We start from the raw sequence: 13,499 nt of genomic DNA, 5'->3' as shown, positions 1-13,499 counted from the left end.
ATTCAAATTAAGGCGTCGGCGTAAAGGCCAGTACATGAACTTCCTCGGTATGGGTGAACCGGCCGGTTGCGATAAGACGATTGATGGTCCTGGCCGTCTCGGCGGTCACATATTTCTCTCCGCATTGCAGACACAAACCGGCGGGCGTATCCTTGATCACGTAAAGCCGCCCTTCCAACCGGTAATCGAAATTGCCGATCGTGATGGCTTTCACCTCGCCACCGCAAAAAACACCGCTGAAATACCGTTTGCATGGTATCGTTCTCGTTGGGGAAAGTGCCGCGCAGGGCATCCCATGGCGGTGCGGCAGCCAGATAGGCCAGGGAGATGATCATCCCGTCGGCCGCCCCCCGGGATACCCGCACCAAAATGGTCTTGCCGCCAACCGCGGCCTTGAGCAGCAGGCTGGCAGCCCGTCGACCCGGCGGAGACATGTCGACAACCCTTCCGTCCGTGGCGGCGGCCTCGATCTCCGGCACCGTCAACAACCCCGCCATGAGAAAACGGATCACATGCTCCGAAATCTGATACCGTCCCTGCCGGATGTTTTCCCGGATCCAGGCCTTTTCCAGCATGATGGTTCCTGGTTTTCCTTTCAGCCCCAAACGCCAATCATCCATGGCCATCCCGGCAACGGACAACTGTCAGCCGCGATGCCTTTGACGCGAATGGCCCATGGATCGGGGGGCTAATGGGGGCTATTGGGCCAGCTTCTGTTTCCAAAAGGCCTCGGCTTCCTCAAGACCCTGAAAACCGCTTTTCAGCACCAGATGGTTCAGCATGGTCAGGGAGTAATTCATTTCCGAGCGTCGGGCGAGCTCGACCCACTCATAGTAGATATTCAGGGCGGTATCCCCGTACGTCTCGAGCTCACATCGCAAATAGATCGAGAATTCGTTGCCATCCCCGGTTTGATCGTTGTGCCGGCAGACGCGGGCATACAAGGCCGGGTATTGCTGACGAATCGCCTGCTGCCAGGCCTCTTCGATGGCGACGATTTTATCGATCACCGGATTGGTGTTGATCGGCGGAATCAAATTGTCCATGCGGGCGTACTTTTCGGTGAGCAGATTCCGGCCCCGCCGCTTGGCGGCGGTCAACTCGATCAGATAGGCAGCCAAGAGCTTGCGCGGCCATAGCTGAAAAATACTGCCGCGGACCTGCCGGAAGGTTTCCGGAGATTCCTGGCAGGAGGCGGGGCTGGCGCTTTTGACGGCTTTGAACATCTCCCACTCCCGGTCCAGGATCTCTTTAAGGAAGCGTTCACGTTCTCCTTTTTCGATGTCAATGGATGCTTTTTGCATATTAACTCCATCGGCTCTTGCTTAAAAGAGCTCGGAAAAGATCGGGCAGCCGATCGAGATGATCGACAAATTGAACCAGCTTGCCGTATTCCTCGACCAGCTGCTCTTTGCTTTTCTTGCCACACCACATGCCAAGGGTCAGAAGATTGATGCGTTTGCGCTGACAAGTGCGAATCGCGTTCTCCACCCCACACCCCCAGTTCGATGCTCCATCGGTGAGATGGATGATGAACGGCTTCTTGTGCGTCGTCTTGAACCGCAGGGTCGTGGCCATAATCGCCTCGCCGGAGGCCGTTTTCCCATGAGGAAAGATGCTGAAGAACTTCTCGCGCTGGTAAAGTTCCGTCAGCCGGCAGACATCCTTGAACTCATTGTAGGCAAACAGGCGGGCGTTTTTGTTATAGGTGATCAGCGCCGAGAAAAGGGTTTGATAGACCTCCTCGGCGAATTCCCATTTGTTCTGCGCGGCCATGGATCCGGTGGCATCGATGAGCAGGATGATATCGTTGACCAACTCGAATTCATCCTTGCCCGTCTGGAAAATGGTACCGGTGGTGGAGGCCCGATAAAGCCTGCGGCGATCGATCTTGCCGGTTTTAAGGCCCCGATTGACCAGGGTTTTTCGCTGGGCCGTGGTTTTGATCACCAGCTTGAGATGGTGCAGCAGTTTCTTGTTGATGCGCACGGGTGCCGGCATGACGATATCGTTGCCTTCCACATGGACCACATCGTCCTTCTTTTCCAGCACGAGTTCCTTGACGCGGTCGGTAAAATCGATGGTGCGTTTCGGCAGGATGTTCTGGATCTCCTTGGAGAAGAAGATCGGTGGTGGCGGACGATCCTCATGTCCCTCGGGACCCAGCACGTTTTTGCCCACATGGCGCAGCAGGAGAAAGGGGTCCTTGGAATCGGTGGCCCAGTATTTAATGATCTCGAAAAGCGCCGGCCAGAGCAAAAGGTAAAGGTTGACCCGAAAATTGCCCCGTTCGGTCACCCCCTGGATACGCGGGCAGGCGTCCTTGAGCGGTTCGACCAGGGTGTTCAGCATCTCGATGGGGGTTTTATAGAATTTTTCGAGGCTCAGCCGCTTGGAAATGGCCCGGGAAGAAGTGTCCCGATAGCTCCTTGTATTTCGTGCCGCTACGGTCGGCGGCGATTTCCCACCAGATGTGCATCAACTCGGAAATCGTCGGCGGGTGCGAGGCCACGTCGAAAGCCGCATCGAGCTTGTACCGTCGGTGGGCTTCCGTGTAGTACCCCAGCGGGGACCGGTTGGAAAGGCAGTCCAGGTAGACATTTTCACACATGTCGAAGAACAGCTGAAACTTGTAGCCAAAGCGGGACGGCAATTTGACCTTGGCCTGGGCCATCTCGTGGAAGCGGTCGGACCACTCGGTCTTGCGGTAAGCCTTGCGGATGGTCTCGCCAAGGATCCGATCGACCTTGACCGCCGGCACCGGATACTGCCCCATGATCGTGACCGGGTCGATGGCAATGGCGCCGCCGGCCTCCATCCCCGACCAGATGATCGTGCCGCTGTTGCGGCCCACATAGGCGGCGACCTTGCGCATGCCGCCCAAAAGGCGGGCCAGTTCAAAGGTCGCCACGGTCGACTTGTTCCGGCGCCAGTACTCTGAGTATCCCGCCTCGCCGGAAAGATGAAAACGGTTGATTACCGTTTCGTCGCCGATTTTGACGATATCCATGGAGCCCCGCTTCCTGGTCAAACCGTTTCGGGCGTGAAACGAATGTAGTCCAGATCTTTTTTCTCCATGAGACCCTTTTCGATCTGGAGAGACAACAGAATCGACTCAAGCGTGTCCTTGCCGGTTTGCAGACTGCTCACAATGGCATCCCGAAGGGTGCCGCCGGCGGCCAGCACCTCACCGATCATCAGCGTGGTGCGGGTGGAAATCTCGATGGCCATGTCCGAATTGCCCCGCAGCGAACTGATGGCGTCGATGATCGTATCGGCCTGGTCCGGCGAAACGCCGGTTTTCTTGATCAGGACCTCCCGCTCGACCGCCTTGGGCAGGTAGTCCATCAAAAGCACGTAAAACCGGTCGCGCAGGGCCGGATCAAGCAGTTCCGTGCCGATGTATTCGTCGCCCTCATTCAAGGTGGCAAAAAAGGTGACCCCCTCGGCGACCTTGAGGGTCCCCAATTCATCCATCCACACCTCCCGGTCATCGGAGAGAATCGAGAAGAGCATATTCAGCGCCTTGGGGTGTTCGGGACGGTTGATCTCCTCCAGGTGGATCACGCACCCCGGCGTCTGGATGGCTTGCGGAAAGAGAAACTGCTTGTAGCGGGTTTCACCATCTTCAAGTGTGTATTCGCCAAAGAGCTGGCCCGGCTCGGAGAGAATCCCCACCTGAAACGTGGCCAGGGGTTTGTGGTGAACGGCGGCGTATTGCTTGACAATGGAGGACTTGCCGCATCCCTGACGGCCGGCAATCAACACATTGACCGGATGTTTCTGGGAGATCGTGTGAATGATCCTGAGCATGTTGAGCGTTTCATTGTCCGTATAATAATAGGGATCGTGATCCGGAATACACAAGGTGTTGTGGTTTTCATAAGCATTCACTGGAAGCACCCTTTGCTTGAGTCGGCAGCAGTTCATCGATGCGGGACTTACATCGTCGGTCGCCATGGGGAAGGGGTCCTTATCCTCAGGCGCTGGAAACCTTATTCAACAGGTTGGTCTCATGAAAGGTATCGCCCTGCCGGTTCGACCCGATCAAACCACCGACTGTGGGATTCCAGGGGCCGTTTTTTTGAATCAGCTCGCGATAATCCTCGACATCTTCCCTGAAAATGTTGGGGAATCCCTTGAAGAAATGTTTCCTGCCCAGCTTTTCGTATTTCTTGTCCGCGAAATTGTGGTAGGGCATGATATCGATGCCCACCACCGCATTCCCCAGCGTCTTGGCGAATTCGACGATGCCGCGGGCATGTTCCGGATCCCAGTAGTTGACATCGTGAACAATCACGCAGCGCAGCCTGATTTTTGTACCCGCGCGGGCGATCTTGCGGATATTTTCCAGGATCAGCCGGTTGGAGACGCCGGTCCATTTGCGGTGTTTGCGGTCGTCCAGGCTCTTGATATCGAAGAGCACCAGATTGACATAGGGCAAAATGGACGCGATGGTTTCCCACTTGGCCAGGCCGGTGGTATCGAGGGCCGTGTGGATCTGATCCTGCCAGGCCCGTTTGAGCAGGCTCCGCGTGACGTCCGGCTGCATGAGCGGTTCACCGCCGGAGATGGTCATGCCGCCGCCCGAGGATTCATAGAATTTACGGTCCTCGAGCACTTCCCCATAGACCTCGTCCACGGTGGTGGTGCGGCAGGCGGCGGTCAGCGCACCATAGCGGCAGGCGTCGACACATTGCATGCAGTGAATGCATTTGTCGCGATCGAACTGCGGCGCGGCGATTTCATCGGCCATCTCCTCCTCACTGGCCATGGATGCACTCGAGCGCGTGATTTCCTCGGAACCGAAGGTGCCGTCCTGGATCTTGTCCAGGATCGAACCGGTGGAGGAAATGATCGGGCGCACCTCGAAATCCTTGACGAATTTTCGTTTGAGCGGCGGTTTGATGGCATCCGCCGGGCAGGCATCGGCGCAAGCACCGCAACGAACGCATTTCTCCTCGTCAAAAAAGAACTCCTGGAGGGGGCTGATGGATTCGGGGTTGTGACACCAGGCGCACGCCAGGGGGCATCCCTTGAGAAAAATGGTCGTGCGGATGCCCGGGCCGTCGTTGACCGAAAACCGCTGAATGTTGGTAATCAGAAATTCATCTTTTTTGTCTGATTCTGCTTTCATGCGCGGGCCTCTTTTTGTCTTTACCGTCAGGCGGTGTTTATCGACGCGGGGGCGCGACATCCCTCAATTCACAACAGGTCCTTGATATTCTTCCAGGACTCGCCACCCTCGAATTTATCGCAGGCCTCATCCGACTTTTTTGACCATCTTGCCCTTGATGGCCATGGTGGTCTTTTGGGTTTTGGGGAGTTCGGAGCGCTGCTGAATGCAAACCCCTTTGGAAGGATCGCCGGTCGGTGACGGGGTGATGTGCTTACAGTCTTTGCAGGTGGCCATGTTTGGGAGCCCTCCGTTGGTAATGGGATGATAAAAAATGCGTGGCTACCGGGTCGACGGGCCCGTGGATGCACCCGTCATCGGGAAGGCATCCACGGGCTGGGTCTAATTCAATCCATTTTATAGAATGCAACCAAAAATCGAAATCAATTTCTTAAGTCATGTTCCGTACGGGCAATGATCGTATCCTGCGAGTAGCGCGCCAGATCGATGAATTTCGCACTGTAGCCGGCCACACGCACAATCGTATCGGGAAATTTCTCCGGCTCTTTCTGGGCCTGGCGCATATCGTCGGAGGAGATCACATTGAACTGGACATGGTCGATGTTCATCGAATGCCAGGCGTCCATGTAGGAGAGCCAGAGATCGAAACCGGCGTCGCTGCTCATCATCTCCGGGGCCATGCGCTGATTGAGCAGCATGCCCTTGTATTTGGTCGTATCGATCTTGGCCACCGATTTGAGCACCGCCGTGGGGCCCTTTCTGTCGCAGCCCATGTAGGGAGAAATACCGCCGTCGTCGAGTGCCTCGCCGGCATGCCGGCCGTTGGGGGTCGCCCCGGTCTTGGGCCCGTTGACGATATAGCCGGCAACCGACTGGCCCAAGGGCAGCGGATAGGTACCCGAATAGGTACGCACGCGTTTGAACTCGTCGGCCATCATGTCGTAATAGCGCTGGGCGATCTCGTCCACATAGGGATCGTCATTGCCGAACTTGGGCGCATTCCAGAAATCCAGGCGCATCTCTTCGTGGCCTTCCCAGTTGTTGGCCAGGGCGGTGAGCAGCTCTTCCATGGTGTACTTCTTGTCTTCGAAGATCAGCTTCTGGATGGCCGCCAGCGAATCGACCACGACGATGTTGCCGCCAATCAGGTTGTGCCAGGGGTTGGGAATCTCGGCCAGTTCGTTGGCATCCATGCCCTTTTCCACACAACCGTCATCGATGCTGGAGATGAACGGGCAGCACAGATATTTACCCTCCAGGACCCGGCCGACGTCCTTGGAACGGATGGTCAGATCGATGGCGAATCGGGACTGCATTTTCAACGCGTCCCAGACATCCTCCATTTTTTTGAATTTCTTGGCGTCACCGGTGTTTGGTCCCAGTTGCATGTCGGTGAAGAAACCGTCGAAACCGTCGTTGAGGGCAATTTCGAGCAGCTTGGCCGGATACAGGTCGGAGCCCCCCTCGCTGCGGGTCTTCTGGGTCCCCCGCCGACCGGTCACGCCCGGTGACATGCACAGCACCAGGGCCCACTCACGCGCCTTTTCCTCGGGAACGTTGAAGTACTTGACCAGCTGCTCGGTGTTCTTCTCATCATTTTTGATGGACGGAAAGCCCAATCCTGTTTTAATACAATTGAAGACGCGACGCTTGGTTTCGACACGGCCGCTTTTGTTCCAGCGGAAGGCGATGGACGGTTCGGTGGTGACGATGCTCTCGGTCGCATCCAGGATCGCATCCGTGCAGTCGTTGGAACCGTCGCTGCCGTCGGCGTTGATGCCGCCCAGGGTGAGGATGAACAGGTCGTTGGCGCCGGCGAAGAATTCACGCAGCTGGCGACCCTTGGTGCTGCCGTGCTCGGAGACCTTGAGGCGTTCGCACTCGAAAAGTTCCACGGCCTCCTCGCGGGTCATGGGTTGGACGGTTTTGTCGATTACGCTGGCCTTGTAGAAAGGCCACAGGATCTTATCCTCCTTCTGACCATAGCCACTGCTGTAACGCTCGATGGAGTGACACAGAAGATAGGTGAACCATTTGGACTGCATGGCATCGCGCAGGCCCCGGGGAGCCTTGGCCGGCACATGGCGACAGATATCCGAAATATCCAGGAGCTCATCCCTGCGCGTGTCATCGGTTTCATAGTTCTCGGCAATGATCTTGGCCAGGCGCGAATATCGCTGGGCCCAGGCCATGACCGCCTTCAGGGCCACGGCCATGGCTTTCCACTGATCGATTTTGTCCAGGAAGGCCAGCTTGTCCTTGGCGATCCAGGGGGACTGACGCATCTCGGCGTCGGCCTCGGCGATTTTGGCCTCGACCATTTCCAGGCGTTTTTCCAGGCCGTCCTCGAGAACCGACTCGTAGTTGGGCATGATGCTGGAAAAGGCCGTCACGAACATGGGCGGCTGTACCGTGGTGGCCGAATACATGATATCCAGCTCTTCCTGGGTGAAGTAGGCCTCACCCTTGCGCTGGATGGTGTAGGGACGCCAGTATTCGGCGATTTCGCGCATCTCTTCCTTGTGGTGGCAATACGGACTTTCCACCATGTCGATGGTGGCAAAGTAGGAAAGCTCCGGATACATCGGAAAATAATCCGGATGTTCGGTATTGGCCCCAACAATGAGTTCATCGTCCTGGATATGAACCGTCATTTTCTTGAGGATATTCTCAAGACCCTTGGCGCGCTGCATACATACCGGCTCACCCACGCATTGCTTGTGCGCTTCGGTGACATAGCGGGCACGTTCCACACCGGCCCGTACCGCCGGGTCAACATACTCTCCGCCGGCCACATGTTTGTAGCGGCAGCGGGCTTTCAAACGCTTGGTTCTTTCGGTCGTTGCCATTTTCGCCCCTCCATGTTGCATTGCTTGGATATGCCATCAATGTTTCGGCTGCATCTCGTCACAGCCGGGATCGGATTCGAACACAGGCTTTGAAAGCCAGAACCGCCCCTTTTGATCCTGCCGTTCCCGAACACAATCCCCTTTGCCGGGCTCATAATCCAGATCCGTTTCGGGAATCTTGAAAAACTGAGCGCATTCTCCACAAATCGTCATGTCAGGCCTCCTTGATGCGTTGTTGCGTTGCTTCGATCGGTTATTCTTCGTTGACGCTAACGATCCTCGTCATTCAGTGGCTACCCTTGGAAAGCGGGTGTAACGGACTGCTGGCCTATATTAGAGGTGTGTTTGTTTATCAACCAGCCAAAGAAAATGTGAGATTTTTTTATTATATGAATTTTGTTCACCATCACTGAGGGCCATTCAAACTTAACAACGCCATGTTGTCAAGAGTTTTTTTATAATCATAAAATAAAAATTAAATTCCATATGTATTAAAGGGTGTTATCATATTTTTGATAGAAACAAGCATTTGCACAAAACAAAAAGCAAGCTGATTAATAGTGCGTCATATTTAATTTTGAGTTCCATTCTGGACACACATACTCCCCCTGCTTTGATTTTGACGGTCGCTGAGCCGCCATCCCAGGATCACTCCATAATCGTGATTTAATATTTTTATTTAGATAGTTATATTCAATTTGGTAACGTATTCATTTTTTTTAGATAAATTATATATTGACACAGAATCGCATATCATGCTTGAATATGCCTCAAGATGACACACAAATGAAGTTTTGGTTAAACCATTATATTGTCAAGCGCCTACCACAAAGAACACAACTATTTATATTTTTTATTATTTATAGATCCTTTGCCTTTATCAAAAGCTTAATCTAACAAGATTAATGTTCAATCGAAAAAAATAACAACGACGCTAAGGAGGATGAAAAACCATGGAGGTCGTAAAAGACAGAGTAGCCATCGTCTCCGGCGCCTGCGATGCGGTGGGCGCGGCCATCAGCACGCGCCTGGCCCAAAAGGGGGCCACGGTCATCGTCAGCGATTCGGACCCGGCAAAGGTAGATGCCCTGTTGGAAGAGATCCAGGCCGCCGACGGCAAGGCCCTGGGAATGACCGTGGATGCCGCCGATCCGGCGCAAGTCAAGGCTTTTGTGGCCAAGACGATCGCCGACCTCGGCAAGGTGGATATCCTGGTCAACAACGTGGATACCCAAAACGGCACCCCCATCCAGGAGGTCAGCGATGCCCTATGGCAGGCTGGACTGGGCGCCAATTTGAACGCGGTTTTCTATTTCTGCCGGGAACTGGTGCCGCACATGCGTGCCAACCAATACGGACGGATCATCACCATCGGCAACCTCGAATACATGGGCCTGCCGGGAAAATCGAACTATGCGGCCGTCAAGTCGGCGATCTTCGGTCTCACCCGCGCCCTGGCGCTGGAGTCGGCCAGGGACGACGTCACGGTCAACTGCGTGGCCAAGGGCGACATTGCCAGCGCCGACATGTCTCCTGAAGCCATTGAAAAACAGGCCAAGGGCATACCGGTCAAAAGACTCGGCACGCCCGAGGATGTGGCGCGCACCGTGGGCTTCTTTGCCTCGGACACATCCAAATACATCACCGGCCAGACCTTCTTCGTCTGCGGCGGCAAAAGCGCCTATTTCTCAATGTCCATTTAATGGCAGAACGCAACTGCGTCATCGCGCATAGGAGGAAACAATGGGAATCAAAAACCGCGTCGCCCTGATCACCGGATCGGCCAGCGGCATCGGCAAGCAGACCGCCCGTCGCATGGCCGAAAACGGGGCCAAGGTGGTGATCAACGATATCGTCCCTGAAAAAGTGGAGGAAACCGTGGCAGAATTCGCCGCGGCCGGTCTCACGGTCATGGGCCAGGTGGCCGACATCGCCAACAAGGCCTCGGTGGATGCCATGGTCCAGGCCGTGGTGGACAACTTCGGCAGCCTCGACATCCTGGTCAACAACGCCGGCATGGAGCGTGCCGGCGCCCTGCGCAAGCTCAGCGAGGCGGACTGGGACATCACCGTGAACATCAACCTCAAGGGCGCCTTTTTGTGCAGCCAGGCGGCCCACAACCACATGGTGCCCAACACCCATGGCCGAATCATCAACATCGCTTCCCGGGCCTGGTTGGGCGGCCCCGGACAGGCCCCCTACTCCTCGGCCAAGGCCGGCGTGGTGGGCCTGACCCGTGTTCTGGCCCTCGAGTTGGGCACCAAGGGCGTCACCGCCAACTGCATCGCCCCAGGCCTGATCTACACGCCCATGTGGGATGAGCTGCCTGAAAAAAATCAGAAATTTCTCCTCTCCAAACAACCCACGGGCCGGCTCGGCGAAACCGACGACATCGCCCATACGATCATGTTCCTGGCCGATGACGAAAGCGGATTCATCAACGGCCAGGTGATCTATGTGTGCGGCGGCCGCAGTCTGTTTTCGGGTTGATCCAGCGCACTTTACCCTTGGATCCGTTCTATTAGAGAATGATTAGGACAGGGAGAAAACAAATGGAAGACCAACATCAAGAGAATTCTCTTCAAGGATTGAAGGTACTCGACTTCACCGGGGAATTGGGGCCCTATGCGGCCAAGCTGTATGCCGGTCTGGGGGCGGATGTGATTCATCTGGAATCCCCGGCCGGAGATCCCTTGCGGCGGCGTGGGCCATTCTATAAAAACCAGCCGGGTCCGGACAGCAGCCTCCAATTTCTCTACTACAACGCCGGCAAGCGGGGCATGGCCCTGGATATCACCCGGGATGCCGGCAAGGAAATTTTCCTCCAGCTGTGCGCCGATGCCGATCTGCTCTTCGACAGCTTCGCCCCCGGCTATCTGGACGGCCTGGGCCTTTCTTACGATCGGCTCAGCGCGGTCAATCCGCGGCTGATTCAAACCGCCATCACCCCCTTCGGCAGTGTGGGGCCTTACAAGGACTTTCCCGGCTGCGACCTGACCTGCAGCGCCATGGGCGGTTTTCTCTTTTTGGCCGGCATCGACAACGACAAGCCGGTGCGGGCCTGCGATGATCAGGCTTTTCGCATGGCCGAGGCCTATGCCGCCGTGGGTTCCTCCACGGCCCTGCTCTTCGCCCAGCGTACCGGGATCGGCCAGTTCATCGATGTGGCCTGCATGGAATCGGTGGGCATGGCCCTGGAGAACGCCGCCCAGTACTGGGACCTGGAGGGCAAGAATCGTCGCGGCCGTGGCACCGAGGCTGGCTCGGCCACCGTGCATCCCTGCAAGGACGGCTTTATCGCCATTGTCGCCATCATGGGCAGCAACAAGGTCATGTGGGATCCCTTTGCCCAATGGATGCAGGAGGAGAACATCGAGGAGTGGGAGGCCTTCCAGGAGGATTGCTGGATCGAACCGGCCTACCGCAAGTCCAAGGCGGGCTACGAACGCTTCTGCCGTATATTCGAGCGCTTCACCCTGCAGCAGGACAAGCTGACCCTGTATGAAAAGGGCCAGGCCCATCGCGTGGCCCTCACCCCGGTGAGCGACGGCGGCGATCTCTTGGCCAACCCCCAGTTGCGTTACCGGGATTTCTGGAAAACCATTTACCATGAAAATCTGGGGGGCGAGGTGACCTATCCCGGCGCACCCTACGAATTTGGCGCCCTGGAATGGCGCTTGGGGGATCCGGCACCCACCCTGGGTCAGCATACGGCCGAGATCCTGCGCGGCCTCGACTACGCCGAATCCGAGATTTCAGCGTTGGCAAAGGAGGGCATCATCCATGTTGGCTAATCTGAAAAGAGCACTGGACGGCATCGTGGTGTGTGACTTCTCCTGGGTCGGCGCCGGCCCCATCGCCACAAACGTCCTCGGCCAGTTCGGCGCAGAAATCATCAAGATCGAGAGCAAGAAGCGCCCGGACATCCTGCGCAAGGGCGGCCCCTTCAAGGACGGCATCGGCGAGGGACTGGAGCGTAGCGGGTATTTCGCCAACCGCAACCCCAACAAGAAATGCATCGCCCTGAACATGAGCCATCCCGACGGCCGGGATGTCGCCGTGCGATTGATCAAAAAGAGCGACATCATCATCAACAACTTCCGCGTGGGCCAGATGGAGAAGTGGAACCTGGGCTGGGAGGACGTACGCGAGATCAACCCGCGCATTATCTATGTGACCATGAGCCTGCAGGGGGTTTCCGGCCCGCACAAATCCTACATGGGCTACGGGGTCAACCTCAACGCCCTGTGCGGACTCACCGCCCGGGCGGGCATGCCCGGCGGCCGGCCCTTCGGCACCGGCACCAACTACACAGACCACGTCATGGTGCCCTCGCACACCCTCTTCGGCATCATGGCCGCCTTGCTCCAGCGCGAGAAGACCGGCAAGGGCCAGACCGTGGCCGTCTCCCAGCTCGATTCGGCCATCGCCATGAAGCCCACTGACGCCATGGCCTTTGCCGCCGACGGAACCCGCTTCGAACCCCTGGCTACGGCGACCCCAACGCCGCGCCCCACGGGGTTTACACCACCCTGGGCTACCGCAAATGGATCGCCATCGCCGTCTTTGCCGAGACCGAATGGCAGGCCTTCAAGGCCGCCATGGGCCATCCGGCCTGGGCCGAGGACGAGAAGTTCGCCAGCTTCGAGGCCCGTAAGCAAAACGAGACCGAACTCAACCAAAACATCGAGCCTGGACCGCTGGCCAGCATGCCGACGATCTGATGAACCGTTTATGCCGCCAGGGGGTCAAGGCCGGCGTGGTCAACGACGCCCGGGGGGCCGTGGAGGACAAGCATCTGCGTCAGCGCGGTTTCTGGGCCTACCTGGACCACAAGGTGGTGGGCTCGACCCTGTACAACCGGGCACCGCTGATGCTTTCCAAGACGCCCATCGAGATGCACACGGCAGCCCCGATTCTCGGCGAGCACACCCGCGAGGTGCTCACCGGCATGCTGGACTACGCCGATGCCGAGGTGGATCAGATGATCGAAAAGGAGCTTTTGGTCTGATCCGTCTATCCATGTCCTTGTAACCCCCAACGACCCTTTTTTGAGAAAAGGAAGATTCCATGGATTTTGCCATTTCCGAAGAATACATGATGCTCAAGGAGTCGATGCGCGAGTTCGTCAAGCGTGAGATGCTGCCCCTGGAGCGCGAATTTCTCGAACGCGACATGAGCCTGTGGACCGTGCCCGGGCCGCAGCTTCCCAAGGAGCAGACCGCGCGGCTGAAGAAGATCACCAAGGAGCTGGGCTTTTGGGGCATCGAGGTGGGTGAGGAGTTCGGCGGCCAGGGGCTGGGCATGCTGGCCAAGACCCTGGTCATGGAGGAGCTCAGCCGCTCGTTCATCGGTTTTTCGCCCCACGCTTCATGCTGCCGCCCGACGCCCCCAACCTGTATTACCTGCACAGCTGCTGTAAGGGCATCCAGCGCGAAAAATACTTCCAGCCCTATGTGGAGGACCAGCTCGACTCGGCCATGGCGGCCACCGAACCGGGCGCCGGCTCGGAT

Annotated in this window: 14 protein-coding genes; 5 read left to right on the top strand and 9 right to left on the bottom strand. The window is 56.9% G+C overall.

Features of this window, described 5'->3' with window-relative positions:
* Positions 1-2: 2 nt before the first annotated feature.
* The 9 genes from JCM12296_RS43150 to JCM12296_RS01110 all read right to left on the bottom strand — a co-directional run bounded on the left by JCM12296_RS43150 (position 3) and on the right by JCM12296_RS01110 (position 8,199).
* Positions 3-620, bottom strand: coding sequence for a hypothetical protein (locus tag JCM12296_RS43150; RefSeq protein ID WP_246803892.1), 618 nt, complete (start codon positions 618-620; stop codon positions 3-5).
* A gap of 78 nt (positions 621-698) precedes the next feature.
* The gene (locus tag JCM12296_RS01140; protein ID WP_054688973.1) at positions 699-1,304 is read right to left on the bottom strand and encodes a DUF4125 family protein; all 606 of its coding nucleotides are present in this window, start codon (positions 1,302-1,304) and stop codon (positions 699-701) included.
* A gap of 1 nt (position 1,305) precedes the next feature.
* Positions 1,306-2,352, bottom strand: coding sequence for a vWA domain-containing protein (locus JCM12296_RS43145; protein ID WP_246803891.1), 1,047 nt, complete (start codon positions 2,350-2,352; stop codon positions 1,306-1,308).
* Between the two features lie 13 nt (positions 2,353-2,365).
* Positions 2,366-3,010 carry a hypothetical protein gene (locus tag JCM12296_RS43140; RefSeq protein ID WP_246803890.1) on the bottom strand — a complete coding sequence of 215 codons (645 nt, stop codon included), beginning with the start codon at positions 3,008-3,010 and terminating at the stop codon, positions 2,366-2,368.
* 17 nt (positions 3,011-3,027) lie between these two features.
* Complete coding sequence (locus JCM12296_RS01130; protein WP_246803889.1) at positions 3,028-3,960, bottom strand: AAA family ATPase; 933 nt, start codon at positions 3,958-3,960, stop codon at positions 3,028-3,030.
* 19 nt (positions 3,961-3,979) lie between these two features.
* Positions 3,980-5,137, bottom strand: coding sequence for a glycyl-radical enzyme activating protein (locus JCM12296_RS01125; RefSeq protein WP_083455685.1), 1,158 nt, complete (start codon positions 5,135-5,137; stop codon positions 3,980-3,982).
* Between the two features lie 126 nt (positions 5,138-5,263).
* Positions 5,264-5,413 (bottom strand): hypothetical protein, encoded by a 150-nt coding sequence (locus tag JCM12296_RS01120; protein WP_246803888.1) that lies wholly within the window; start codon positions 5,411-5,413, stop codon positions 5,264-5,266.
* Positions 5,414-5,559: 146 nt separating this feature from the next.
* Entirely contained in the window at positions 5,560-7,986 is a 2,427-nt protein-coding gene (locus tag JCM12296_RS01115) for a glycyl radical protein (protein WP_054688969.1), read from the bottom strand.
* Positions 7,987-8,022: 36 nt separating this feature from the next.
* Positions 8,023-8,199, bottom strand: a complete 177-nt coding sequence (locus JCM12296_RS01110) for a benzylsuccinate synthase gamma subunit family protein (RefSeq protein ID WP_054688967.1) — start codon at positions 8,197-8,199, stop codon at positions 8,023-8,025.
* A gap of 740 nt (positions 8,200-8,939) precedes the next feature.
* Here JCM12296_RS01110 and JCM12296_RS01105 point away from each other — a divergent pair.
* From JCM12296_RS01105 to JCM12296_RS01085, 5 genes are all read left to right on the top strand, one after another.
* Positions 8,940-9,689 (top strand): SDR family NAD(P)-dependent oxidoreductase, encoded by a 750-nt coding sequence (locus JCM12296_RS01105; protein ID WP_054688965.1) that lies wholly within the window; start codon positions 8,940-8,942, stop codon positions 9,687-9,689.
* Between the two features lie 40 nt (positions 9,690-9,729).
* Positions 9,730-10,476, top strand: a complete 747-nt coding sequence (locus tag JCM12296_RS01100; RefSeq protein ID WP_054688962.1) for an SDR family NAD(P)-dependent oxidoreductase — start codon at positions 9,730-9,732, stop codon at positions 10,474-10,476.
* 62 nt (positions 10,477-10,538) lie between these two features.
* On the top strand, positions 10,539-11,780 hold the full coding sequence (locus JCM12296_RS01095) for a CaiB/BaiF CoA transferase family protein (protein ID WP_054688960.1): 1,242 nt from the start codon (positions 10,539-10,541) through the stop codon (positions 11,778-11,780).
* Complete coding sequence (locus tag JCM12296_RS50005) at positions 11,770-13,020, top strand: CoA transferase (protein ID WP_422698464.1); 1,251 nt, start codon at positions 11,770-11,772, stop codon at positions 13,018-13,020. The genes JCM12296_RS01095 and JCM12296_RS50005 overlap by 11 nt, the downstream gene beginning before the upstream one ends.
* A gap of 36 nt (positions 13,021-13,056) precedes the next feature.
* On the top strand, positions 13,057-13,499 hold a 443-nt coding region (locus tag JCM12296_RS01085; protein WP_246803887.1), incomplete at its 3' end, for an acyl-CoA dehydrogenase family protein.

It is taken from the genome of Desulfosarcina cetonica JCM 12296 (assembly GCF_001311845.1).
GTDB lineage: Bacteria > Desulfobacterota > Desulfobacteria > Desulfobacterales > Desulfosarcinaceae > Desulfosarcina > Desulfosarcina cetonica.
Note: the sequence above shows the minus strand (reverse complement) of the source record. Positions and strands in the feature narration are given on the sequence as shown.

Bases quoted from the DNA above. Each gene is read 5' to 3' on its own strand.
- JCM12296_RS43150 (WP_246803892.1), bottom strand. From the start codon at position 620: ATGGATGATTGGCGTTTGGGGCTGAAAGGAAAACCAGGAACCATCATG.
- JCM12296_RS01140 (WP_054688973.1), bottom strand. From the start codon at position 1,304: ATGCAAAAAGCATCCATTGACATCGAAAAAGGAGAACGTGAACGCTTC.
- JCM12296_RS43145 (WP_246803891.1), bottom strand. From the start codon at position 2,352: ATGCTGAACACCCTGGTCGAACCGCTCAAGGACGCCTGCCCGCGTATC.
- JCM12296_RS43140 (WP_246803890.1), bottom strand. From the start codon at position 3,010: ATGGATATCGTCAAAATCGGCGACGAAACGGTAATCAACCGTTTTCAT.
- JCM12296_RS01130 (WP_246803889.1), bottom strand. From the start codon at position 3,960: ATGGCGACCGACGATGTAAGTCCCGCATCGATGAACTGCTGCCGACTC.
- JCM12296_RS01125 (WP_083455685.1), bottom strand. From the start codon at position 5,137: ATGAAAGCAGAATCAGACAAAAAAGATGAATTTCTGATTACCAACATT.
- JCM12296_RS01120 (WP_246803888.1), bottom strand. From the start codon at position 5,413: ATGGCCACCTGCAAAGACTGTAAGCACATCACCCCGTCACCGACCGGC.
- JCM12296_RS01115 (WP_054688969.1), bottom strand. From the start codon at position 7,986: ATGGCAACGACCGAAAGAACCAAGCGTTTGAAAGCCCGCTGCCGCTAC.
- JCM12296_RS01110 (WP_054688967.1), bottom strand. From the start codon at position 8,199: ATGACGATTTGTGGAGAATGCGCTCAGTTTTTCAAGATTCCCGAAACG.
- JCM12296_RS01105 (WP_054688965.1), top strand. From the start codon at position 8,940: ATGGAGGTCGTAAAAGACAGAGTAGCCATCGTCTCCGGCGCCTGCGAT.
- JCM12296_RS01100 (WP_054688962.1), top strand. From the start codon at position 9,730: ATGGGAATCAAAAACCGCGTCGCCCTGATCACCGGATCGGCCAGCGGC.
- JCM12296_RS01095 (WP_054688960.1), top strand. From the start codon at position 10,539: ATGGAAGACCAACATCAAGAGAATTCTCTTCAAGGATTGAAGGTACTC.
- JCM12296_RS50005 (WP_422698464.1), top strand. From the start codon at position 11,770: ATGTTGGCTAATCTGAAAAGAGCACTGGACGGCATCGTGGTGTGTGAC.